The following is a 22617-nucleotide window of genomic DNA, read 5'->3' as shown; positions in this document are numbered from 1 at the left end:
GCCGCCGCATCTGCTGACGTGCCGTCAGTTCGGTGCGTCGGCCCCTCCCCGGCGCCGCCCGCCGGTACGCGGCGGGCCGTCGTGGCCGGGGCGGGCCCGGCCGGGCTGGTGGCGGCGGTCGCATCCGCGGTCGCGCTCGCCCGGCTGTTCGACCACGTTCCGGCCGGGCCGCCCGCCCGGACAGCCGCCCTCGCGCCCGCCCCCGCCCTCGCGCTCAGCCTCGCCCCCGCCCTCGACCTCGCCTTCGAGGACCCGGCGGAGCCGGGCCAGCGCGCGCCGCCTGGTCACCGCCAGCGTGGAGCGGTGCAGGCCCAGCAGGGCGGCAGCCTCGTCGACGCTGTACCCGTCGAGGTCGACCAGCTGCACCACCCGGGCCTGCTTCGCCGTCAGGCAGCCCAGCAGCCGGACCACCTCCCAGCGCGCCAGCAGCTCCCCCAGCCCGCCACTGCCCGGGTCGGCCGAGGCGTGGTCGTCCGCCACCGGCTCGGACAGCAGCACCCGACGGCGTTCACGCCGCCACTGGTCGCGCACGAGGTTCGTCATGGTGGTGAACGCGTAGGCGTAGGGCTGCGGATGGCCGAGGAACCGCTCGGGGCGGCGGGCGATCCGCAGGTACGCGTCGTGGACGACGTCGTCGGCGGCGATCCGGCTCCCGGTGAGCGAGACGGCCGCACGGTGCAGCCGGGGCAGCAGGCCCGTGAACACCCGGTTGAATTCGGCCGGGTTGGCCGCGGACCCGAAGTCCGGCTCCCGCCCACCCCGGCACCGACCGCTGAACTCCATGCCGCCCCCTCGGAACTCGGCACCCCGCAGGCCCAGTTGACGACCCGACCGGCAACCCGCCTATGACACAGGTCACATCATAGTTCGTCGTCTCACTCTTCGCAGTCATTCGTATGCAATGAGTCACCGGTCGGGCGGGGCGGGGACCTCCGGGCCCCGACGCGCCCGGCCGGGGCAGGCACCACGAGCGAGGAGAGAGCACCCATGTCCGGTTGTATCGCCAGGAACATCGCCAAGTTCGGGATGGTGGCCGCGGCCGCCCTCGGCGCACTCGGCGCCACCACCCTGCCGTCCGTCGCCGCGCCGGCCGCCACCGACCAGTCCATCTCCGCCGGTTCGGGCCCGTCGGCCCAGGCCGTCACCGCCTCCTACCACTGCGTCATCACCGCCGACCTCGGCTGGCGCTGGGAGGGCAACTGCCGGATCTACTCGGGCGAGCTGCGCACCATCACCTACTGCGCCAACGGCACCTCCACCACCGGGCTCTGGATCGGCGCGCGGCCGGAGCCGTGGGCGGTCTGGGGCAACTGCCCGGGCTCCAGCTGGACCAGGATCGCCTTCCAGACCCGCGGCTGAACCTCCCCCGCACACCACGACCCGGGGGTGCCGCCCGTCGGCGGGCGGCACCCCCGGGCTCGTACCCGGGCCGGGGCGTCAGGCCGCGCGGTGGTGCTGATCCGGAGTCGGGCGTGCGGGCGCCGCCGGGAACTCCTCGATGGTCAGCTCGCCCGCCTCCCGGCGCACGGCGCGGTCCCGGGTCGTCGGGGAGAGCGCGACGAAGGCCGCGGTGATGAAGAGGAACGACCCGATCCCGACCGCGAGCGGGAAGACGAACTCCATCGGGCCGGCCCCGTCCAGCCCCGCCCCGTCCGGCCCCACCCCGTCCGGCCCGGTCCGCACCGGCTCCAGGTACGCGTGGACGGCGGCCATCCCCGTGTAGTGCATACAGCTCACGGCCAGGCCCATGACCAGCGAGGCGGCCGTCGCGGCGGCCACGCTGCGGATGGTGACGGCGGCCCAGAGCCCGCCGGTGGCGGCGCCGACCGCGATGAGTACGGACAGCGCCACCGTGCCCGGGTCGTAGCGCAGGCCGCCGTGCATCCGCAGGGCCGCCATGCCGACGTAGTGCATCGAGGCGATGCCGAGGCCGGTCACGAGCCCGCCGGTCAGCAGCGCGAGGCCCCGGTGCCGCCCGTACCCGACGGCGAACACCCCCAGGCCGGTGACCGCGACGGCCACCAGCAGCCCGAGCACCGTCAGCGGGACGCTGTAGCGCAGCTCGGTGCCGTCGACGGCGAAGCCGAACATCGCCACGAAGTGCATCGTCCAGACCCCGCAGCCGATCGCGGCCGCCGCCGTGAGCAGCCAGTTCCGGCGGGCCGCGCCGGTCCTGTCGAGGCCGCGCAGGGTGCAGCGCAGGCCGGTCGCCGCGCCGGCGCACGCGACCACGTACGAGAGCGCGGGCGTCAGCCAGCCGGAACCGAGATGGCTCGTCGTGCCCATGGGACCTCCGGTCGACCGGTCGGGCCCGGGGCGGTTCACGCTGCGCCCGGGCTCCCTGGACCGGGCGGACTCCGCGCGGCCGGCCGACGGGTGACCGGTCCCGGAGGACCGACACCCGTCATATGCCAGCAGCACGTGCGCTTCCGGTCCGGGGTGCGTGGGACGCTATCCGGGACCGGGAATTGGTCACCCGAAGATGTGAAAAGCTGCCCGCAACGTGTGGGCGCTGTGTTCGAATGGCCCCGTCCTGTGCCGCCGGACACCGCGAACGAACGGCCCCGGCGAGCCGGACTCCCCGGGCCCGCGCGCGCCGGCCTACTCGTACTCGGTGCCGCCCTTGCGGGTCAGGTAGGCGTCGCCGACCACCTTGGCGATCGCCCGGCCGCCCACCACCGGGCTGTACCGCTCGGTCACCGGCCGGATCACCACGCCCTCGCGCACGTGCAGTTCACGCCCGGAGACCGTCTCGCGCCCCTGGGCCAGCGCCAGCACGGTGTCCGGGTCGAACGGGCCGCGCCACAGCTCGGGTACCAACGGCAGTTCGCCGTCGAGCAGTTCGGCCGCCGACAGCCAGCGCAGCTGTCCGTCCACCACCGCCGAGACGTCGAACGCGGCGTAGCCGGGCAGCTCCGTGCGGCCGGACTCGCCGTACGTCAGGTCCTGCACGCCGGCGCCGAACACCTCGCCGAAGACGCCCACCCGCTCGGCCCCGAGCCGCTCCGCCAGCCGGGCGGCCACCGCCGGTATGCCGTGCGCCCGCACGGCCCGCCAGTAGAGGTTCCGCTCGTCCTCGACCAGCGCCAGCCCCTGGGCGCCGATGCCCTTCGAGGACACCTGCACCTCGCCCCCGGCGGCGTGGTAGGTGACGAGGCAGCAGCTGCCGTGCAGCTTCTCGGTCAGCACGACCGGCTCGCCGGGCTCGAAGATCCCCGGGAAGCGTTTGAGGTTCTCGATGTCCACCCACGGCAGCAGGTCCGGCGCGCGGACCACGTCGCCGTTCATCGACGTCGGGATCGGCGGCTGCCACTTGACCACGCCCAGCCGCTCGGCGAAGTCCTCGCCGAGTTCGGCGGCCGCCGCCAGGTCGGTGCCGGCCAGCGCGCCGGGGCGGCAGACGATGCCCTGCGACAGCTCGCCGCGCAGCCGGACGGCCTTGACCCGGTCGGCCCCGCTCCCGGCCAGCCGCCCGGTCAGGCCCAGCTCCTCGATCAGCGGGGCGGGCAGCACGGCCTGCTCGGGGATGTAGACGGCGTAGTCACCCGTCCGGTACGCGCCCTTGGCCACCACCGCCCGGTAGAGCCCGACCTGCGCCAGCTCCAGGGCGTCGGCATTCGGATGCGCCAGGATGGTCAGCCGTTCGGCGGTGACACGCAGTGTGGACATGGGTGGGCTCCTCCCCTTGGCTCGGCCGGTCGGCCGGCGGTGCGGTGCGATGCAATGCGGTGCAGCGCGGGCGGTGCGGCGCGGGCGGTGCGGTGCGGTGCGTGCGGGTGCACGGACCTACGGGCGTTCGGTTGTACGGCGGTACGGGCATACGGCTGTACGGGCGTACGGGTGCGCAGTCGTACGAGCTCTTCGTGCGCCCGCCCGGCGTTCACTCTCGCCGCTCGGAGTGCCCGCACGCCAAGGGTTTTCCCGGCCCGGGCGGCTCCCGGACGGGCTGGCGGCCCCGGCTGCCCCGGGGGCGCGCACAGGGCGCGGCGGGGGCACGCGCACCGGCCGGAACGGGCGGGCCGTCCACCCGGTTTGAGCCTTCCCACAGCCGGGGCATGAACCCCGGCGGTACCCGCCTGTGCAATGCGACAGGCGATTTTCCGTTGGTATTTGCAGCACTATGATCGGCGTAATGGCCGCACCTGCGGCTGCATCCCCGCGCCCCTTCCGGCGCGCCCAGGAGGGGAAAGACCGATGACCACCCGTACCGCCACCACCCGCAGACTCGCCGTCGCCGCCGCAGCGGTCCTCGCTCTCAGCCTCGGGGTCACCGCCTGCGGCAGCGACGGCGGCGACAAGGCCTCCGGCGGCTCGACCGGCGCGGCGTCGACCACCGGGGCGGCGTCCACCGGGGCTTCGGCCGGCGCCGCCAAGGTGTCCGGCCCGATCACCGTCTTCGCGGCCGCCTCGCTCAAGGAGACCTTCACCGACCTCGGCAAGAAGTTCGAGGCGGCCAACCCGGGCGCCAAGGTGACGTTCAACTTCGGCGGCAGCTCCAGCCTCGCCACCAGCATCAACTCCGGCGCCCCCGCCGACGTCTTCGCCGCCGCCAGCCCCGCCACCATGAAGACGGTGACCGACGCGGGCGGCGCCACCGGCGAGCCGAAGACCTTCGTCAAGAACACGCTCACCATCGCCGTGCCCAAGGGCAACCCCAAGCACCTCGCCGGGCTGAACGACCTCGCCGCCCCCGGCGTCAAGGTCGCGCTCTGCGCGAAGGAGGTGCCGTGCGGCGCCGCCGCCCAGACCGCGCTCAAGGCGGCCGGCGTCAACCTCACCCCGGTCACCCTGGAGCAGGACGTCAAGGGCGCGCTGACCAAGGTCGAGCTGGGCGAGGTCGACGCGTCGCTGGTCTACCAGACCGACGTCAAGGCCGATGCCGCGAAGATCGACGGCGTGGACTTCCCCGAGGCCGCCAAGGCCGTGAACGACTACCCGATCGCCGCCCTCGCCAAGGCCCCCAACAAGGACGGCGCCGCCGCCTTCGTCGCGTACATCCAGTCGCCCGAGGCCCAGCAGGTGCTCACCGCGGCGGGCTTCCAGGCGCCGTGAGCCACCGCACCACCCGGGGACCCGCGTCCGACGACGACGCGCGCGGTGCCGCCGGTGCCGGGCCTGCGCGAGCAGGCCTGCCGCACCGGCGGCGGCGCGCGCGCCGCGTCCCGGTCGCGCTGCTGCTCCCGGCGCTGCTCGGGCTGGCGTTCCTGACCCTGCCGCTGGTCGGGCTGCTGGTCCGGGCCCCCTGGAGCACGCTGTCCGACCAGCTCACCAGCACCGAGGTGTGGGACGCCCTACGGCTCTCGCTGTTCTGCGCGACGGCGGCCACGGCCGTCTCACTGGTGCTCGGGGTGCCGCTGGCCTGGGTGCTGGCGCGGACCGAGCTGCCCGGCCGCCGGCTGGTCCGGGCGCTGGTCACGCTGCCGCTCGTGCTGCCGCCGGTGGTCGGCGGCGTGGCGCTGCTGCTGGTGCTCGGGCGGCGCGGCATCGTCGGGTCCTGGCTGGACTCCACCTTCGGGATCACCCTGCCGTTCACCACCACCGGCGTGGTGGTCGCCGAGGCGTTCGTCGCGATGCCGTTCCTGGTGATCAGCGTCGAGGGCGCGCTCCGGGCCGCCGACCCCCGCTACGAGGAGGCGGCCGCCACCCTGGGCGCCTCCCGGCTGACCGCCTTCCGCCGGGTGACCCTGCCGCTGATCGCCCCAGGCATCGGGGCCGGCGCGGTGCTGGCCTGGGCCCGGGCGCTCGGCGAGTTCGGCGCGACGATCACCTTCGCGGGCAACTTCCCGGGCCGGACGCAGACCATGCCGCTCGCCGTCTACCTGGCCATGGAGTCCGACCCGGAGGCGGCGATCGCGCTGTCGCTCGTCCTGCTGGTGGTCTCCATCGCCGTCCTGGCCGGCCTGCGCGACCGCTGGCTGTCCACGCCGTGAGCGGCACCGTGAACGACGCCCGCGCCACCGTCACCGTCACCGTGGGCGCGCCGCCGCCGACCCGTACCTCCCCCAGGACGCCGCCACGATGACTGCCACGAAGCCCGCCCTCGACGCCCGGCTGCGGGTGGACCGCGCCGCCTTCAGCCTCGACCTCGCGCTCACCGCCGCCCCCGGCGAGGTGGTCGCCCTGCTCGGACCGAACGGCGCCGGCAAGTCCACCGCCCTGCGCGCGCTCGCCGGCCTGCTCCCGCTGAGCGGCGGCCACCTGCGGCTGGACGGCCGCGTGGTCGAGGACCCGGCGCAACGGCTGCACACCCCCGCCGAGGAGCGGCCGGTCGGCGTGGTGTTCCAGGACTACCTGCTCTTCCCGCACCTCAGCGCGCTCGACAACGTCGCGTTCGGGCCGCGCTGCCAGGGCCGGCCCAAGCGCGAGGCCCGGGCCGAGGCCGCCGGCTGGCTGGAGCGGATGGGTCTGGCCGAGCACGCGGGCACCCGCCCCGGCCGGCTCTCCGGCGGCCAGGCGCAGCGGGTCGCGCTGGCCCGGGCGCTGGCCGTCCGGCCCCGGCTGCTGCTGCTCGACGAGCCGCTGGCCGCCCTGGACGCCCGCACCCGCCTCGATGTCCGCTCCCAGCTCCGGCGCCACCTGGCCGAGTTCGAGGCGGTGGCGGTGCTGGTGACGCACGATCCGCTGGACGCCATGGTGCTGGCCGACCGGCTGGTGGTGATCGAGGACGGCCGCGAGGTGCAGTCCGGCAGCCCCGCCGAGATCGCCCGGCGGCCGCGCACCGACTACATCGCCCGCCTGGTCGGCCTCAACCTCTACCAGGGTGTCGCGGACGGCCGCCGGGTCACCCTGGCCGACGGCGCCGTACTGGCCACCGCCGAGGAGCTGACCGGTCCCGCCTTCGTGGCCTTCCCGCCGGCCGCCGTGACGCTGCACCGGGAGGCGCCGAAGGGCAGCGCGCGCAACGTCTGGGAGCTGGAGGTCGCGGGCCTGGACCTGCACGGCGACCAGGTCCGTGCCGACCTGGTCGGCACCCTCCCGATGGCGGCCGACCTCACCCCCGCCGCCGCGGCCGACCTCGACCTGGCGACCGGCGCGACCGTCTGGGCCTCCGTGAAGGCCGTCCAGACCCACGCCTACCCGGCCTGAGCCGCCCCGGGGCGGCGGGCGCCGGGGCCCGGGGGTACTCCTCGGGGCGCACCGGCGCGGGGTGCGCGCCCGGCTACTCCGCGGGCTCCACGAAGCCGGACTCGTACGCGGCGATCACCGCCTGGGCGCGGTCCCGGCCCCGAGCTTCGCCAGCACGCTGCTGACGTGCGGCTGGTGGTGCTCTGCCTCGGGCTGACCGCCGTCCTGCGCAACCTCGGTGCCGCCCTCGGCCTGCTCACCCCGATGCTCTTCCTCGGCACCACCCTGCTGGCGGCGTTCCCCGGGGTGCGCGAGGCGGCCCGGTTCCTGCCCGACCGGGCCGGCTTCCACGCGCTGCGCACCCAGCCGGACCCGACCGTCCACTACGGCCACTGGACCGGCCTGCTGATCATGGCCCTCTGGACGGCCGCGGCGGCGTACGGCGGGCTGCGCTCGGTGCGGCGCTACGAGGCCCGGACCGGGTGAGGGACGGGACAGGACTCGGCGGGGGGCCGGGCCGGGCTCGGCGGGGGGCCGGGCCGGACTCGGCGGGGGCCGGGCCGGGCTCGGCGGGGGGCGGGCGGCCCCGCGCTCAGCCGCGCAGTGCCGGGTGCTCCGCGATCACCGTGCAGCTGCCCGGGGCGATCTCGGTGAACCCCGCGTCCTGGACCAGCGGCAGACCGCTCGCCACCAGCTCCGTCCAGGCCTCGGGGGTGGCCGTCCGGACCGCCAGTGCGAACCCGGACTCGGCCCACTCCTTGCGCTGCGCGTCGTCCAGCCGCCACCAGGCGAGCTGGGCGGCGTGGCCGGTCTGGGCCATCGTCTTGCCCGCGCTCATCTCCAGCTCCGGGTTCAGCCAGAGCACCGGCAGGCCCGCTCCGGGTGCGGGGACGGGGCCGGTCTCCTCCAGATCGGTGCCGGAGACCTGGAGCTTGGCGAGCTCCTTGGGCCAGCCGTCCAGCGGAACCGGCGGGAACACCCGCACCTCCGCCTCCCGGCCGGCCACCGTGATGCCCGGCAGCTCGCCCGCCCGGCGCCACTCGCCGCCCCGCGCACGCCGGACGACCTTGCGGATCCGGGCGTCCTCCCAGGCCTCGACCCGCTCGGCCCACTCGCCGTCCGGCCCGGTGACCCGGGGGTCGGACAGCAGGGTGAGCACGGCCCGCGCCGAGGTCTCCAGCGCGTCGGTCCGCCCGGGCGGGGTGGCCCGCTCCAGCCGGACGACCAGCGGCAGCACGTACTGCGGCCGGGCGTCGCGGTCCTCGGGAGCAGGGGCGGGGACGGGGGCGTCGAACGGAGAAGTCACCCGTCCAGCATGCCAGCCCCCGATCCGCGACGATCACGACAGGTCGCCCGGTACGTCCGCCGACGGTCCGCCGCGGCCGTCGGGGCCGTCGGGGCCGTGGGGGTCGGGCCGGACGCGGCCGTCGGCGGACGGCGGGTCAGCGCAGGCGCCGGCGCAACTCGTCGACGGCGGCCCGGATGCCCGCGCTGTAGACGTCCTCCGGCAGCGCGTCGAGGCTCCGCACGGCGCGCTCCAGCTGCTCGCGCGCCCGGTCCGGTTCGCCCAGCTTGAGGTGGTCGGAGGCCAGGTTGAGGTGCAGGGAGGGATAGAACGCCCGGACCTGCAGGGCGGCGGCGTAGGTCTGCGCGCGCTCGGCGGTCAAGGAGTCGGCGGCGGCCAGTGCCCGGCGGTCCCACTCCAGCTCGGCGCGCGGGTCGTCCTGCAGATCGGCCAGATAGTGGGCGAGCACGCAGCGGTGGAAGACGTCGCCGCGCTCGCCGAGTGCGTCCCAGAGCCGCTCGAAGCTCTCCCGGGCCTGCGCCGTCCGTCCGCGCTGCGCGGCATCGACGCCTTCCAGACCCAGCGCGAGCCGCTCCAGCACCCGGTCGTCGACACCGAAGGCATCGGCCCCGAGGGCATCGGCACCGACGGCGGCGGCTCCGGTTGCCGGCGGCACGGCGGCGGGCTCGTCGAGGCTCTCGGACATATCGGACATGCCCGCAGCCTAACCGGCGCCCGCACACCCCGCCGGGCCGCGCCCGGGCCGCCGACGACCGGGCCGCCGGCGGTACGCGGCGTCAGCGCCGGTAGCCGCGCTGCGCGTCCCGCTCCTCGGCGTCCTCGTACACCAGGAACCAGCCCTCCGGGTGGGTCGCCGCGAGCAGCAGCTCGGTGCGCTGCTCGGCGCTCAGCTCCGGATCGCCGTCGTCCGGCCCGAAGACGCCGAAGAGCTCGTCGTGGCAGCCGTCCCAGTCGTAGTCGTAGAGGTCGGCCGGCAGGTCGCCCATCATGTCGGCGACCGACTCGGGCTGCGCGCCGAGCAGCGTGCGGGCGTCCACCAGGGCCATCCGCAGGGCGATCTCCTCGGCCAGGCAGCGCGGCAACGGCCACTCGCCGAGCGCGAGGTCGTCGGCGAGGTCGTCGAAGGCGCGGGCCATCGCCCGGCGCCAGCTCCGGTGCTGGCGCCAGGTGCGCTGCGGCAGCCGCGGGAAGACCGTCCAGTCCGTCTCGTCGCCGTCCGCGACCGGCTCGTCCTCGTGCTCCTCCAGGTCGTCGTACGCGGCGTCGGCCAGGCCGAGCAGCTGGGCGTGGAGGAGGCAGGCGGTGCGCGGGGTCAGCGTCCAGTCCCCGGCCCCGCCGCCGCCGTCCTCGTCCTCACCGCCGTCCAGCGGGAAGAGCTCGGCGAAATCCGGCGCGAAGTCCTCGGTCACGCTGATCTCCAGCGTGCCGCCGATCGCCTCGACGCCCGGAATCGCGGCCACCAGCCGGTCCGGGTGCAGCAGCGCGCCGAGCGCCGCGTTGGCGTCCTCGGACACCTCGCGCAGCAGCTCACGGCGCTGACCCGCCGGGTCGACGCCCTCGAAGTCCAGCTCCTCGACGGCCGCGACCGCGGCCGCACGCAACGCCGGCCAGTTGGTGATCCGCAGGCCCAGCACCACCGTCGCCTCGATCTCCTGCGCGCCGGAGTCCTCCGCCGCGCCCGGCCCCTGTGGATGATCGCTTCGCTCGCCCATGGGGCTACGGTACGGCCTTTCCGCCGCCCGATCACCGGTCCGTCCAGCATCTCGACGCCTTCTCCGCCGGTTCCCGGCCATGCCTCTGCCCACCGGCGGTGCGCAGCCCGCAGGATGGCCCCATGGCTAACATCGACGAATTCGGCGGCGGGCAGCGCCCGGACGCCCAGGTCCTGGTCGTGACCACCAATGACATCCCCGGCTTCCGGGTCGACCACGTCATCGGCGAGGTCTTCGGCCTGACGGTCCGCAGCCGGCACATCGGCAGCCAGATCGGCGCCTCCCTGAAGTCACTGGTCGGCGGCGAGCTGCGGGGTCTGACGAAGACCCTGGTGGAGAGCCGCAACGAGGCGATGGAGCGGCTGGTCGAACAGACCAAGGCGCGCGGCGGCAACGCGGTGCTCATGTTCCGATTCGATGTCACGGAGGCCGCTGACGCGGGAACCGAGGTCTGCGCCTACGGCACCGCCGTGGTGATCTCCCCGGCCACCTGAGCCGACCGTCCGAGGCTCCCGCCGGAGCCCGGCCCGGCGCGCGGGATCGCCGGTCGTGCCGGGAACACTCCCTCCCCGCCGTATGTTTCACCGGCGTGACTGTTTACGGTGCAACCAACACCGGGGCCGCCGAGGCGGGTGCCGCCCCGCTCGACGCCGGCGCCACCCCGGAGGCCGGCGGTACCCGGCGGGTCGACGTCCTGGTGGTGGGCGCCGGGCAGGCCGGCCTGTCCGCCGCCTACCACCTGCGCCGCCGCGGCTTCGCCCCCTACCGGGCCGGCGCCGACGGCGGCTTCGTCGTCCTCGACGCCGGCACCACCCCCGGCGGCGCCTGGGCGCACCGCGCGCCCTCGCTGCGGATGGCCACCGTGCACGGCTTCCACGACCTGCCCGACTTCGAGCTGCCCGAGCCCGACCCCGGCGCGCCCGCCCGCGAGGTGGTCCCGGGGTACTTCACGGCGTACGAGGCGAAGCACGCGCTCCCGGTGGTGCGCCCCGTCCACGTCCGGGCGGTGCGCTCGGCCTCCGACCGGCCGGACGCCCGCCTGCTGGTCGAGACGGACGCCGGCACCTGGTCGGCCCGGGCGCTGATCAACGCCACCGGCACCTGGACCAGGCCCTTCCTGCCGCACTACCCCGGCCACTTCGGCGGCCGGCAGCTGCACTACGCCGAGTACCGGGGGCCGGAGGAGTTCGCCGGCCAACGCGTCCTGGTGGTCGGCGGCGGCGCCTCGGCGGTCCAGGTGCTGTCCGAGGTCGCGGCCGTCGGCGAGACGGTCTGGGTCACCCGCACCCCGCCCGTCTACCACGAGGGCCCGTTCACCCCCGAGTACGGCCGCGCGGTGGTCGCCAAGGTCGAGGAGCGGGTGCGCCAGGGCCTGCCGGTGCGCAGCGTGGTGAGCGTCACCGGGCTCGGCCCGTCCGTCGCCTACCGCCGCGCCGAGGAACTGGGCGCGCTGCACCGCCGCCCGATGTTCGACCGCCTCACCGAGCACGGGGTCGCCTGGGGCGAGCAGGAGCTGCCGGTCGACGCGATCGTCTGGGCCACCGGCTTCCGCCCCGAGGTCGGCCACCTCGCCCCGCTCGGCCTGCGCTCCCCCGGCGGCGGCATCGCCCTCACCGGCACCCGCGCGAGCGCCGACCCCCGCGTCCACCTGGTCGGCTACGGCCCGTCCGCCAGCACCGTCGGTGCCAACCGCGCGGGCCGGGCCGCCGTCCGGGACATCGTGGCGCTGCTCGGGTCACCGGCCGGGGAGGCCGCGGTGCCCGCTCAGCGGTCGTAGTCGACCGTCACCCGGTCGGTGAGCGGGCGGGCCTGGCAGGTCAGCACGTAGCCGGCGGCCAGCTCCTTCTCCTCCAGGGCGAAGTTGCGGCGCATCTCGACCTCGCCCTCGGTGACCAGGGCGCGGCAGGTGCCGCAGACCCCGCCCTTGCAGGCGAACGGCAGATCGGGGCGGGAGCGCTGGGCGCCGTCCAGGACGGAGCGGTCGCGCGGCAGCGAGAGCGTGCTGCCGCGCCCGTCGAGGACGACGGTGACCTCGCTGTGCGCGACGCCGTCCGCCCGCTCCGACTGCTCGGTGCGCTCGGCGGCCGGCTCGTCCTCGGCGTGGAACAGCTCCTGGTGCACCCGCGCGGCCGGCACACCCAGCCCGGCCAGCAGCTCCTTGGCCCCGGTGACCATCCCGAACGGCCCGCAGAGCCACCAGTGGCCGACCGCCGGAACGTCCACCAGCGCGGTCAGCAGCGCCTCGACCCGCTCCGGGTCCAGCCGGCCGCTGAGCAGCTCGGCGTCCCTGGTCTCCCGGGAGAGCACGTGCACCAGCTGGAACCGGCCCAGGTAGCGGTCCTTGAGGTCGGCCAGCTCGTCGGCGAACATCACGGTGTCGCTGCGCCGGTTGCCGTAGAGGAGGGTGACGGTGGAGGTGCGGTCGGCGGCCAGGACGGAGGCGGCGATGGAGAGCATCGGGGTGATGCCGGAGCCGGCCGCCAGCAGGACGTGGTCGGCGGGCTCGTCCAGCGCGGGGGTGAAGAGCCCGGACGGGGTCAGCACCTCGACCTCCTCGCCCGCGCGCGCCTCCCGCACCAGCCGGCGGGAGAACAGCCCGCCGGGCACCTCGCGGACGGCGATCCGCAGCGGGCCGCCGACGGGGGCGCAGATCGAGTACGAGCGGCGCTCGTCGGCGCCGTCCACCACCTGGCGCAGGGTCAGCGTCTGTCCCGGGCGGAACGCGAACTGCTCGGCGAGGCCGTCCGGCACCTCGAAGGTCACCGCGACGGCGTCCTCGCAGAGCCGCTCCACCTCGGCGATCCGCAGGTGGTGGAAGACCGGGCGGCGGGCCGGGCGGACGGCCGCGTCCGGGCCGGCGGCCTGGGCCTGGGCCTCCTGGGCCGGAGCCTCCTGGGACTCCTGGGCCGGAGCTTGGGCCGGGGCCGGGGCCGGGCGGGCGGCCTGATCGGGGCGGGCGGCCATTCAGATCTCCTTGACGCGTTCGAAGGGCTCGCGGCACTCGCGGCAGCGCCACAGCGCCTTGCAGGCGGTGGAGCCGAAGCGGGACAGCTCCTCGGTGTCGGTGCCGCCGCAGAGCGGGCAGGCCACCAGGTGGCGGGTCGGGCCGAGGGCCAGCAGTCCGGGGGACGACGGGCGCGCCGACGCGGGACGGGGCGGGGCGATGCCCGCCTCGGCGAGCTTGCGCCGGCCCTCCCCGGTGATCAGGTCGGTGGACCACGGCGGGTCCAGCCGCAGCCGGACCCGCACGTCCGGGTACCCCGCCGCCCGCAGTCGGCGGTCCACATCGGCCGCCATCTCGGCGACGGCCGGGCAACCGGAGTAGGTCGGGGTCAGCCAGGCGGTCACGCTCGGACCGTCCTCCTCGACCTCGGCCAGCACCCCGAGGTCGGCGAGGGTGAGCATCGGCAGTTCCGGGTCCGGGACGGTCGCCGCGATCTCCCAGGCCCGGCTGCGCGTGGTCGTCACCATGTCGCCCCCGGGTGTGCGCGGGCCACCACCTGGAACTCCGCCAGCAGCGGGCCGAGCGCCTCGGTGTGCACGCCGTCCCGCCCGGCCCGGCCGCCGACCGTGGCCAGCCCCGGCACCTCGGGCACGGTCAGGCCCGCCTCGGCGAGGACGGCGGCCAGCGAGCGCAGCACCGGCTCGCGCAGCGCGGCCGGATCCACCCCGACCCGCAGCTCCACCGGATGCGCCGTGAAGAGCTCCTCCACCAGCGGCCAGACCGCGTCCAGCCCGGCCTGCATCCGCTGCGCCGAGTACGGCGTCCCGTCGCCGAGCCGCAGCGTCCAGGCGGTGGCGTACTCGCGGTGGTAGGCCAGCTCCTTGACGCCCCGGGCCGCGACCGCCGCCAGCACGGGATCGCGGTGCCCCGCCAGCGCCTCGTACAGCGCGAGGCGCGCGGTCGCGAAGACCAGCAGCCGGGCGGTCGAGAACGCGAAGTCCCCGTTCGGCGCCTCGACCAGGCGGACATTGCGGAAGTCGTGCTCCTCGCGCCAGTACGCCAGGTCGTCCTCGGAGCGGCCGGAGCCGTCCGCCTGGCCGGCCCGGGTGAGCAGTTGGCGCGCCTGGCCGAGCAGGTCGAGGCCGAGGTTGGCGAGCGCGACCTCCTCCTCCAGCTCGGGTGCCCGGGTGCACCACTCGGTGAGCCGCTGGGCCAGGACGAGGGCGTCGTCGCCCAGCATCAGGCAGTAGGCGGCGAGGTCGGCGCCGTCCAGGCCGGGCGGCACGGTGGTGTCCACGCCGAGCAGCGGGTCGGCGAAGCCCGTCCCGTACGCCCAGCGGCCCTCGCCCTCGGGCTCGGCCGACGCCTCGGAGAGGCTCAGGTAGACGTGGTCGTCTGTCATGGTTGTGCTGCTCCCCGTCAGATGTGCGGGACATCCTCGGGGATGTCGTAGAAGGTCGGGTGACGGTAGACCTTGTCGCCGCTGGGGGCGAAGAACGGGTCGCGCTCGTCGGGGGTGGAGGCGGTGATCGCGACGGAGGGGACCACCCAGAGGCTGACGCCCTCGTTGCGCCGGGTGTAGAGGTCCCGGGCGGCGAGCAGGGCCATCCGGTCGTCGGCCGCGTGCAGCGAGCCGACGTGGACGTGGTTCAGCCCGCGCCTCGGGCGCACGAACACCTCGTAGAGCGGCCAGCCGGCCTTGGACTCGGTCACTTTCCGTTCTCCTCGCTCTGCGCGCTCGGCGCGGTCTGCCCGCTCGGGGCCGGGTGCTGCGGGCGGGCGGGGTGCTGCGGCCGGGCGTGGTCCTGCGGGCGACTCGGCGCGCCGCTCTCCGCCCGGCGCTTCTGCGCGTAGGCGGTGGCGGCCTCGCGGACCCAGGCGCCGTCCTCGTGGGCGGCGCGGCGGCGGTCGACCCGCTGGGCGTTGCACGGGCCCTGGCCCTGGATGACCCGGGTCAGTTCGGACCAGTCCGGCTCGCCGAAGTCCCAGCCGCCGCGGTCCTCGTTCCACCGCAGCTCGGGGTCGGGGAGGGTGACACCGAGGTGCTCCGCCTGCGGGACGGTCATGTCGACGAAGCGCCGGCGGAGTTCGTCGTTGGTGTGCCGCTTGATCCGCCAGCCCATCGAGCGGGCGGTGTTCGGCGAGTCCGCGTCCGAGGGGCCGAACATCATCAGCGACGGCCACCACCAGCGGTCCACCGCGTCCTGGACCATCCGCCGCTGCGCCTCGGTGCCGCGCATCAGTGTCATCAGCAGTTCGTAGCCCTGGCGCTGGTGGAAGGACTCCTCCTTGCAGATCCGGACCATCGCGCGGGCGTACGGACCGTAGCTGCACCGGCAGAGCGGCACCTGGTTGCAGATCGCGGCGCCGTCGACCAGCCAGCCGATCACGCCGACGTCGGCGAAGGTGAGGGTCGGGTAGTTGAAGATCGAGGAGTACTTCTGGCGACCGGAGATCAGCTTCTCGGTCAGCTCCGCCCGGTCCACGCCGAGGGTCTCGGCGGCGGCGTAGAGGTAGAGGCCGTGGCCGGCCTCGTCCTGGGCCTTGGCGAGCAGGATCGCCTTGCGGCGCAGCGACGGGGCGCGGGTGAGCCAGTTGCCCTCGGGCTGCATGCCGATGATCTCGGAGTGGGCGTGCTGGGCGATCTGGCGGATCAGGGTGGCCCGGTAGGCGTCGGGCATCCAGTCCCGGGGCTCGATCCGCTGCTCGGCGGCGACGACCGCCTCGAACAGCTCCTCCTGCGTCTGCGCGGGGACCGGTTCGGCCACCTCTGTTGTCACCACGGGCCCCTCTCACGTCCTGTCCCTGCGTCGCGCGCCCGGCAGCCGGTGCTCCGGGGTCCGGTGCACCGGCGTCCGGCAGCGCGTCGTGCCGGGCTCGGTCGCCGCCCTCACGGCAACCGACTGACCGTTCGGTCGGTACCATTGTGCGCGGTGAGGCGGCGCCGTGACAAGGGAACCGGGCCGCCGCAGGTCGGCAGGGCCTGTTCCGCGGGCGGGTGGCCGGGGCGGCGGGGTCGTACGGGCTCGTGCGACCGGGCACGGCGGTGCCAGTGGCGAAGGAAGCAGGGACGAGCGCTGGAGGGGTCGGGCAGGGCGGGTCCGCCCCGACCCGGACGCGGGCCCCTGGGGTGTTCCCCCTTGGCCCGCGTCCGATGGGCGACGGTCTCCACCGCCCCGCCTGTCGGCCGGCCGACAGGCGGGGCGACCGCCGGCTCTACCGACCGTCCCGAAGGCGGCCCAGCTCCTCGGCGCGGGTGGCGCGCTTGGCGAAGACCTGCTCCTTGCGGTCCTCCATGCGCCGCAGCGCGGCACGGCGGCCGCGGTGCGAGAGGCGGTCGATGTAGAGGCTGCCGTAGAGGTGGTCGGTCTCGTGCTGGAGGCAGCGGGCGAAGTAGCCGTGGCCCTCGACGACCAGCGGGCGGCCCTCCAGATCACGACCGCGGACCACGGCGACGTCCGGGCGGTCCAGCTCCACGTACGGGCCGGGGACGGACAGGCAGCCCTCCTCCGCCCCGACCAGCCTGCGCGCGCCGGCCGCAGGCTCGTCCAGCACCGGGTTGAGGATGTGGCCGACGTGCCGCACGCCGCCCTCGTCGAGGCAGTCCCAGACGAAGGCCTGGAGGTCCACCCCGATCTGGTTGGCCGCCAGCCCGACCCCCTCGGCCACCCACATCGCGGCGAACATGTCGTCCACGAGCCGCGCCAGCTCCGGCGTACCGAACTCCTCCTCGGTCACCGCCCGGCACCTGCGGTGCAGCACCGCCTCCCCGACGACGGTGATCCGCCGGGCCTCCCCGCGCAAGGTCTCCGGCGGCACCTCCGGGTACCCCGCGACCGGTTCGCCCTGCACCCGTACGCGCGAGCGCGCCGCCGCGCCCGCCGATGCCTGCAGCTGTCCCGCCATCCCGTTCCTCCACTCTCCGCTCTTCGCTCGCCGCTCTTCGTCGGGTCGCGTACTGCTCGCCTGCCTGCCTGCCCGCCTGCCCACCCGGGTGGGCAGGCGGGCGGCGCGAGCGCAGAGCACGCGACCTTCCGCTCACTTTGCAAAGTCTGCTCTTTGCAAACAGGAATGCGCCACCGGAATGGCCCCGTTGACACCCGTTCAGACACGGTGAACTTGCCAAGCACTTTGCAAAGTAGCATCTTTGCAAAGTGACCACCGATGAGAACTCTGCGGACGCCCCCCGCACCCGGGCGGGCTCGCCCTCACCCGCGTCCCCGCCTCCGAGCGACGCCACGCCTGCCGGCGCCCTCGGGCCCGGGTCGTCCGGACCAGGGTTGTCGGGGCCCGGGCCGTCCGGGCCCGGGCCCCGCTTCGGATCCGCTGTCGGGGTCGGGGGCGGACCCACGACCGGGCCCGGATCCGGGCCCGAGGGAGGGTGGCGGCGGAGCCCCGCACCGCTGCCGCACCACGCGGTGCGCGTCGCCCTGCTGGACCTCATCGCCGAGTGGGGCAGCATCACCTCCAACCAGGCGGCCCAGCTGCTGCACCAGAGCTCCGGCACCTGCTCGTTCCACCTGCGCCAGCTCGCCCGCTACGGCCTGATCGAGGAGGCCCCCACCGGGGACGGCCGGTCCCGCCCCTGGCGACTGCGGTGGGAGGGATCGCTGATGCCCCCGGGGACGGCCGAGGAGCCGGCCTTCCGCACCGCCGCAACGACCCACTCCGGATCCGCGCCCGAGCAGGCCATTGCTTTGGAGGACGCCGACTACCGGCGCTGGCTCGCCCACCGCTCGCTCGCCCCCGCCGAGTGGCAGCGGGACCAGGTCTCCAGCGACGTCCTCCACCTCACCGCCGACGAACTCGCCGACCTCGGCGCAGCCGTCCGCGCCCTGCTCGCCCCCTACCGGCAGCGCGACCCCGGACCCGGCACCCGCCCGGTGGCCGCCACGACCCGGCTCTTCCCACTGCTCGCCCCGGACAGCGAAGCGGGCCGACCGGGCGGCCGGTGAACAGACCTGAGTCGACGGGGCACCGCTCCCCACCGGGCGGCCCCGCCCACAACGGCACTACGCCGTAGCCCGAACGACGGTGGGCCCGCCGTCCGAGCTTCTTCGGACGGCGGGCCCACCCGGCCCGGTCTGCCACTACCGCGGCAGCCGCGCGCTCACCCCTCCGACCGGTCCCGCAGCCGCGGCAGCGGTACGGCGAGGAGCGCCGCCAGCAACGCGATCCGGGGGGCCAGCTGATCGATCCGGATGTGCTCGTGCCGGGCGTGCGCCCCGGCCCCGACCGCGCCGAAGCCGTCCAGTGTGGGCAGGCCGCGCGAACCCGGCAGGTTGGTGTCCCCGGCGCCACCGGCCGGACCGCCGTCCAGCTGCTGCCCGAGCACCGCCGCGAGCGATCGGACGTGCCGCAGCAGCGGGTTGGCGGTGCGCTCCGGCCACGCCGGCCGACTGGACAGCACCTCCGTCCGCACCCGGGCCCCGGGGCGCAGCGCGGTGAGCCGGGCAAGGCTGTCGAGCGTGCGGCGCTGCGCCTCACCGGTGGAGAAGCGCAGGCCGAGCTCGGCCTCGGCCCGGCCCGCGACCACGTTGGCCCGGGTACCGCCGCTGATCCGCCCAGCGTTGAGCTCGGTGCCGGGCTGGCAGGCGAGGCCGCGGACCGCGACCAGCTGGTCGACGAGCTCGTCCACGGCGGAGACGCCCTCGCCGGCGTCGTTGCCGGCGTGCGCCTCCCGTCCGGTGACGGTGAGCCGTACCCGGGTGCTGCCCCGGCGGGCGGTCTTGAGCCGGCCGTCCGGGTGCGGCGGCTCCAGCCCCAGGACGGCGGCCGCGCCACGCAGTTGGCGCTCGACCAGGCGCCCTCCGTCGGGGCTGCCGACCTCCTCGTCGGAGACCACGACCAGCCGGACGGTGCGGTGCGGGCGCTGGCCGAGGTCGGCCAGCAGGGCGAACGCACCCTCCAGGACGGCGAGTCCGCCCTTCATGTCGACGACGCCGGGACCGCTGAGGGTGCCGTCCTGTTCGGTGACCGGCCAGTCGTTGAGGATGCCGGCGGGCCAGACGGTGTCGTGGTGGCCGACCACGAGGAGGTGCGGCAGGCTCTCGTCCTGGCCGTCCCACTGGAGCACCAGGTGGTCACCGGCGGGGCCGGGTTCGCGCCGGGCGGTGGCGCCGGTGGAGCGGAATCCTGCGGTCAACTCCTCGGCGAGGGCGTCGAGTCGGGGCGCATCGCCGCTGGGCGACTCGATTCGGGCAAGGTCCGCGCAGCGGCGTCGGACGGCGCCGGCCAGGGTACGAGCGCGGGAGCTGAGGGCCTGGGGCAGTCCGGGGAGAGCGGCGGTGGGACCGGATTGGGGGTCACCGTCGGTGACAGCCGGAGCGGGCGACGACACGGTTGCCGTTGGGGTGGGTGCGACGGGGCGGGCCGGCGGGGCGGGCGTGGTTGGTGTCGCGACCGGGGCCGGGGCGGCCTGCACGGCCTCCACGACGACTGTGGCCGCAGCCGCTGCTGTGGCGAGGATCACAGGGGAAGTGGCGGGCGTGGGGGTGCTTGCGGCTTCGGTGGTCATGGTCGGCGCGACCGGCGGCCGGACGGCTTGGGGACTCAACGCTCGCCTCCGCGGCCGCCGCCGGTATTCAGCGGCCGGACCGGCCGGCCGGACCAGCCCGGGTGCCCGGACCAACCGGGGCGCGCGGCCCCGGCCCTGCGTACGACCTGCCAGGTCGGCCCGTCTGGCCCAAGTACGTTGGAACGGCTGGGCGGCATGCTTGGCATTGCGTCCTCCTCGCTCGATCCGGAGGCCCCGGTCGGCCCGGAGCCCCCGTGGACGGCGGCTTCGATGCGGCGGGCGCAGCAACGGCACCGCCACAGGGAAGCCGAGATGTGAGCCTAGAAGAACCGTTCGGTTTCCTGCGAGGTGGCCCTGCTCCCAGCGCGCCGGGGCCGGGCCCTGCCTCGGGCGCCCGTCGGAGAACAGCGGCGGGCGCACGGCGCGCGGGCCTGGATCGGCACGCGAGCGCGGTCGCCGGATCGCGCCCATCTCCACCATGGACCCCGCGTCCGGGTTCGGCAGCGCAAACGGCCAAGGCGCGGGTTTTCCACGCCGGATGGGTGACAGCAGCTCAGCGTTCGGTACCAGGACGCGGGTCGTCGGCCACGGCTGGGAACGGTATTCGGACGCGACGGTGGGGCGTCGGGTGGAACCCACGGTGGGGGCGGTCACGGTGGGGGCGGCAGCGGTGGAGGTGACCGAGTGGGAGCGCGTGGGTGGAGTGTTGGCCGGTCCGGTGGCGCGCCGGTGGGTGGCCGAGCCCCCCGGCGTCAGCCGAGGTCATCGACGACTCCGGCGTCGCGGGCGAGCAGCGCGGCCTGGACTCGGTTGCCGACACCGAGCGCGGAGAGGATCCGGCTGACGTGCGCCTTGACGGTGCTCTCGCGCATCCCGAGCACCGCGCCGATCTCGGCGTTGGCGAGTCCGCGGGCCAGTTCGCGCAGGACGTCCGTCTCGCGCGGGGTCAGTCCGGCCGTCCGGCTGCGGGCGGCGACCGAGCGGGGGGCGCCCGCGCGGTGGTAGCGGTCGATCAGCCGGCGGGCGGCGGCCGGGTGCAGCATGCCCTGGCCGGCGGCCACGATGTGGACGGCGCGGGTGATCTCGGCGGGCGGGGTGTCCTTGAGCAGAAAGCCGTCGGCGCCGGCGGCGAGTGCCTGGTAGACGTACTCGTCGAGGTCGAAGGTGGTCAGCGCGATGACGCGCGGGGCATCGGGGAGCTCGCGCAGCCGTCGGGTGGCGGCGATGCCGTCGAGCCGGGGCATCCGGATGTCCATCAGGGCCACGTCGACGCGCCGGTGGCGGGCGAGTTCGACGGCCTGCAGCCCGTCGGCGGCCTCGGCGACGACGGTGAGCGCTGGGTCCTGGGCGAGCAGATCGACGAGGCCGAGGCGGACCAACGCGTCGTCGTCGACCACCATGGTGCGGATCACGGGGCCTCGCTCGGTGACGGCTGGGGTGACGGGGGTCGCCGGGTCACGGGGAGCGGTGTCGGCCTCGGTGGCGGCGGGTGCGGCCCGGGCCGGACCGGGAGGGGCGGCGGGCGCTCGGGCGAGGGGAGCCGGGCGGCGAGGCGGAATCCGCCCTGGCCGTCGGCCCCGGCGTCGAAGTGTCCGCCGAGCGCACCCACGCGTTCGGCGAGCCCGACCAGCCCGTACCCGCCACCGGTGCCGGCCCCGGACGGCGCCGGCCCGCCCGCGCCGTTGCGTACCTCGACGGTGGTCGCCGGGGTGCCGTAACGGACCCGGACCGCCACCGGAGCCGCGTGCGCGTACTTGCGGGCGTTGGTGAGCGCCTCCTGGACGAGGCGGTGGACGGCCAGGCGGTGGGTGGTGGGAACCGCCTCCGGGTCCCCGTCGAGGGTGAGTTCGACCGTCTGCCCGGCGGCGGTGGCCTCCCCGACGAGTTCGGTGAGGTCGCGCAGGGCGGGTGCGGGAATCGGCGCGGGCGACGGGGAGGGGCGCCACGCGAGCGGTCCGACGGCGGACGGGGGTCGTGACGAAGCGCCCTCGGGGCCCTGCGGGTCGGTCGGAGCGCTGGTCCCGTCGGGCAGACGGGGCTCCTCCGGTGGCTGCGGTTCGGCCCGGAGTGCGCCGAGAACGTCTCGCAGGTCGTCGAGCGAGCGGGCGGCGGTGGTGCGCAGGAGCTCCAGCCGGTGGGCGAGCCGGTCGGGGTCGTCGGCGACCGTGCCGGCCCGGGCCTGGTCGCGCAGGACCCCGGCGTGCAGCACGAGCAGGCTGAGGCGGTGGGCCAGGACGTCGTGCATCTCCCGTGCGATCCGGGCGCGTTCGGCGGAGCGGGCCTGTTCGGCGCGGAGCTCGCGCTCGCGCCGGAGGACGTCGACCTGGGTGCGCAGGGTCTCGATCACGACGCGGCGGCCGTGCAGCCAGAGGCCGAGGGCGAGCGCGGCGGCTTCGATGAGCAGTTGCGAGCCGGTGGTCCCGACCCAGCCGACGAGGGAGTCGGCCCGGGCCGCGCTGATCAGGGCGATGGTGGCACCACCGACCGCGGCGGGGCCGACGCGGCCGGTCGAGGCCAGGTGGCAGACGCTGAACAGCCCCGGGAAGGCGCGGTTGAAGAGCCCTGCGGTGAGAACGGGGAGGACTGCGGAGGCGACCGGGTGGCGGCGGGTGAGCAGGAGGGACGTGGCGGCGAGGCCGGCGGCGGCGGTGCGCAGCACGCGGTGGGGGCCGTCGGCGTTGTTCCACTGGGTGAGGCCCTCCTCGGCGATGAGGGCGAGGACGGCCAGCAGGAGCAAGGTCTCCGCCCACCGGCGGCGGCCGGGGGCGTACCAGCCCAGCAGGGCGACAGGAGGGCAGGAAGCGGGCGGTCGAGGGGCCGGGTGGTCGTCGGGTCGGCGGTCCGGGTGGTGGGGCTGGTGGGTGTCGCCCGAGCGGCTCGGGCGGATTCGGTGGCTCGGGTGGTCCGGGCGGCCTGTGGTCACGCGGTCTCCTCCCGTTGGCCTGGGCCGATGCTAGGGCTCGTCCAGGGCGCTCGACCCCTGACGAACGACCAGCGGCACCCTCGACTTTCGTCGGGGTCCGGAGTTGCCCATCGACAGATTCGGACGGGCGCGGGCACCCCTAGCGTCGAT

24 protein-coding genes and 1 pseudogene are annotated in these 22617 nt (G+C 75.5%); 9 read left to right on the top strand and 16 right to left on the bottom strand.

Going from position 1 to position 22617, the window contains the following annotated elements; all coding sequences use genetic code 11:
- Positions 1–24: 24 nt before the first annotated feature.
- Positions 25–783 carry an RNA polymerase sigma factor gene (locus ACWDRR_RS07835; RefSeq protein ID WP_449771283.1) on the bottom strand — a complete coding sequence of 253 codons (759 nt, stop codon included), beginning with the start codon at positions 781–783 and terminating at the stop codon, positions 25–27.
- Between the two features lie 204 nt (positions 784–987).
- Between ACWDRR_RS07835 and ACWDRR_RS07830 the strand changes: the two genes are divergently transcribed.
- Positions 988–1359 (top strand): hypothetical protein, encoded by a 372-nt coding sequence (locus ACWDRR_RS07830; RefSeq protein WP_449771282.1) that lies wholly within the window; start codon positions 988–990, stop codon positions 1357–1359.
- Between the two features lie 78 nt (positions 1360–1437).
- Here the strand turns inward: ACWDRR_RS07830 and ACWDRR_RS07825 are convergent, their stop codons facing one another.
- Positions 1438–2286 carry an MHYT domain-containing protein gene (locus tag ACWDRR_RS07825; protein WP_449771281.1) on the bottom strand — a complete coding sequence of 283 codons (849 nt, stop codon included), beginning with the start codon at positions 2284–2286 and terminating at the stop codon, positions 1438–1440.
- A 315-nt stretch (positions 2287–2601) separates the two neighbouring features.
- Positions 2602–3669: an RNA ligase (ATP) gene (locus ACWDRR_RS07820; protein WP_449771280.1), complete on the bottom strand. Its 1068-nt coding sequence runs from the start codon at positions 3667–3669 to the stop codon at positions 2602–2604.
- 409 nt (positions 3670–4078) lie between these two features.
- Between ACWDRR_RS07820 and ACWDRR_RS07815 the strand changes: the two genes are divergently transcribed.
- From ACWDRR_RS07815 to ACWDRR_RS07800, 4 genes are all read left to right on the top strand, one after another.
- On the top strand, positions 4079–4198 hold the full coding sequence (locus ACWDRR_RS07815; RefSeq protein ID WP_449771279.1) for a YSIRK-type signal peptide-containing protein: 120 nt from the start codon (positions 4079–4081) through the stop codon (positions 4196–4198).
- Positions 4195–5052, top strand: coding sequence for a molybdate ABC transporter substrate-binding protein (gene modA, locus ACWDRR_RS07810; protein ID WP_449771278.1), 858 nt, complete (start codon positions 4195–4197; stop codon positions 5050–5052). The genes ACWDRR_RS07815 and modA overlap by 4 nt, the downstream gene beginning before the upstream one ends.
- Positions 5049–5930: an ABC transporter permease gene (locus ACWDRR_RS07805; RefSeq protein ID WP_449771277.1), complete on the top strand. Its 882-nt coding sequence runs from the start codon at positions 5049–5051 to the stop codon at positions 5928–5930. Before modA ends, ACWDRR_RS07805 begins: the two co-directional genes overlap by 4 nt.
- 88 nt (positions 5931–6018) lie before the next feature.
- A complete protein-coding gene (locus tag ACWDRR_RS07800) occupies positions 6019–7086 on the top strand; it encodes an ABC transporter ATP-binding protein (protein ID WP_449771276.1) in 1068 nt (355 codons plus the stop codon).
- A gap of 73 nt (positions 7087–7159) precedes the next feature.
- Here the strand turns inward: ACWDRR_RS07800 and ACWDRR_RS07795 are convergent.
- Positions 7160–7254, bottom strand: a pseudogene (locus ACWDRR_RS07795) (DNA-binding response regulator); the annotation flags it as partial.
- Here ACWDRR_RS07795 and ACWDRR_RS07790 point away from each other — a divergent pair.
- Positions 7252–7551, top strand: a complete 300-nt coding sequence (locus ACWDRR_RS07790; protein WP_449771468.1) for a hypothetical protein — start codon at positions 7252–7254, stop codon at positions 7549–7551. The pseudogene ACWDRR_RS07795 and the gene ACWDRR_RS07790 sit on opposite strands and share 3 nt — an antisense overlap.
- Positions 7552–7657: 106 nt before the next feature.
- Here the strand turns inward: ACWDRR_RS07790 and ACWDRR_RS07785 are convergent, their stop codons facing one another.
- The 3 genes from ACWDRR_RS07785 to ACWDRR_RS07775 all read right to left on the bottom strand — a co-directional run bounded on the left by ACWDRR_RS07785 (position 7658) and on the right by ACWDRR_RS07775 (position 10083).
- Entirely contained in the window at positions 7658–8371 is a 714-nt protein-coding gene (locus ACWDRR_RS07785; protein WP_449771275.1) for an aminoacyl-tRNA hydrolase, read from the bottom strand.
- A 136-nt stretch (positions 8372–8507) separates the two neighbouring features.
- A complete protein-coding gene (locus tag ACWDRR_RS07780; protein ID WP_449771274.1) occupies positions 8508–9065 on the bottom strand; it encodes a hypothetical protein in 558 nt (185 codons plus the stop codon).
- A gap of 82 nt (positions 9066–9147) precedes the next feature.
- Positions 9148–10083, bottom strand: a complete 936-nt coding sequence (locus tag ACWDRR_RS07775; RefSeq protein WP_449771273.1) for a hypothetical protein — start codon at positions 10081–10083, stop codon at positions 9148–9150.
- Positions 10084–10205: 122 nt separating this feature from the next.
- Here ACWDRR_RS07775 and ACWDRR_RS07770 point away from each other — a divergent pair, with 122 nt between their 5' ends.
- Both ACWDRR_RS07770 and ACWDRR_RS07765 read left to right on the top strand, forming a co-directional pair.
- Positions 10206–10577, top strand: coding sequence for a YbjQ family protein (locus ACWDRR_RS07770; RefSeq protein WP_449771272.1), 372 nt, complete (start codon positions 10206–10208; stop codon positions 10575–10577).
- A gap of 200 nt (positions 10578–10777) precedes the next feature.
- Positions 10778–11860, top strand: coding sequence for an NAD(P)-binding domain-containing protein (locus ACWDRR_RS07765; RefSeq protein ID WP_449771460.1), 1083 nt, complete (start codon positions 10778–10780; stop codon positions 11858–11860).
- Here the strand turns inward: ACWDRR_RS07765 and paaE are convergent.
- The 6 genes from paaE to def form a co-directional block, all read right to left on the bottom strand.
- Positions 11848–13047, bottom strand: a complete 1200-nt coding sequence (gene paaE, locus ACWDRR_RS07760) for a 1,2-phenylacetyl-CoA epoxidase subunit PaaE (RefSeq protein ID WP_449771271.1) — start codon at positions 13045–13047, stop codon at positions 11848–11850. The two genes, ACWDRR_RS07765 and paaE, sit on opposite strands and share 13 nt — an antisense overlap.
- Complete coding sequence (gene paaD, locus ACWDRR_RS07755) at positions 13048–13554, bottom strand: 1,2-phenylacetyl-CoA epoxidase subunit PaaD (protein WP_449771270.1); 507 nt, start codon at positions 13552–13554, stop codon at positions 13048–13050.
- Positions 13548–14429: a 1,2-phenylacetyl-CoA epoxidase subunit PaaC gene (gene paaC, locus ACWDRR_RS07750; RefSeq protein ID WP_449771269.1), complete on the bottom strand. Its 882-nt coding sequence runs from the start codon at positions 14427–14429 to the stop codon at positions 13548–13550. Before paaC ends, paaD begins: the two co-directional genes overlap by 7 nt.
- A gap of 17 nt (positions 14430–14446) precedes the next feature.
- The gene (gene paaB / locus ACWDRR_RS07745) at positions 14447–14740 is read right to left on the bottom strand and encodes a 1,2-phenylacetyl-CoA epoxidase subunit PaaB (RefSeq protein ID WP_449771268.1); all 294 of its coding nucleotides are present in this window, start codon (positions 14738–14740) and stop codon (positions 14447–14449) included.
- Positions 14737–15810 carry a 1,2-phenylacetyl-CoA epoxidase subunit PaaA gene (paaA, locus tag ACWDRR_RS07740; protein WP_449771267.1) on the bottom strand — a complete coding sequence of 358 codons (1074 nt, stop codon included), beginning with the start codon at positions 15808–15810 and terminating at the stop codon, positions 14737–14739. The genes paaB and paaA overlap by 4 nt, the downstream gene beginning before the upstream one ends.
- Before the next feature lie 433 nt (positions 15811–16243).
- Complete coding sequence (def, locus tag ACWDRR_RS07735) at positions 16244–16933, bottom strand: peptide deformylase (protein WP_449771266.1); 690 nt, start codon at positions 16931–16933, stop codon at positions 16244–16246.
- Between the two features lie 512 nt (positions 16934–17445).
- Between def and ACWDRR_RS07730 the strand changes: the two genes are divergently transcribed.
- Positions 17446–17982: a winged helix-turn-helix domain-containing protein gene (locus ACWDRR_RS07730; protein ID WP_449771265.1), complete on the top strand. Its 537-nt coding sequence runs from the start codon at positions 17446–17448 to the stop codon at positions 17980–17982.
- Between the two features lie 155 nt (positions 17983–18137).
- Here the strand turns inward: ACWDRR_RS07730 and ACWDRR_RS07725 are convergent, their stop codons facing one another.
- The 3 genes from ACWDRR_RS07725 to ACWDRR_RS07715 all read right to left on the bottom strand — a co-directional run bounded on the left by ACWDRR_RS07725 (position 18138) and on the right by ACWDRR_RS07715 (position 22467).
- Positions 18138–19172 (bottom strand): M20/M25/M40 family metallo-hydrolase, encoded by a 1035-nt coding sequence (locus tag ACWDRR_RS07725; RefSeq protein WP_449771264.1) that lies wholly within the window; start codon positions 19170–19172, stop codon positions 18138–18140.
- A 1124-nt stretch (positions 19173–20296) separates the two neighbouring features.
- Positions 20297–20956: a response regulator gene (locus tag ACWDRR_RS07720; RefSeq protein WP_449771263.1), complete on the bottom strand. Its 660-nt coding sequence runs from the start codon at positions 20954–20956 to the stop codon at positions 20297–20299.
- Positions 20953–22467, bottom strand: coding sequence for a sensor histidine kinase (locus ACWDRR_RS07715; protein ID WP_449771262.1), 1515 nt, complete (start codon positions 22465–22467; stop codon positions 20953–20955). Before ACWDRR_RS07715 ends, ACWDRR_RS07720 begins: the two co-directional genes overlap by 4 nt.
- Positions 22468–22617: the final 150 nt, after the last annotated feature.

Source organism: Kitasatospora sp. NPDC003701 (assembly GCF_053587085.1).
Note: the sequence above shows the minus strand (reverse complement) of the source record. Positions and strands in the feature narration are given on the sequence as shown.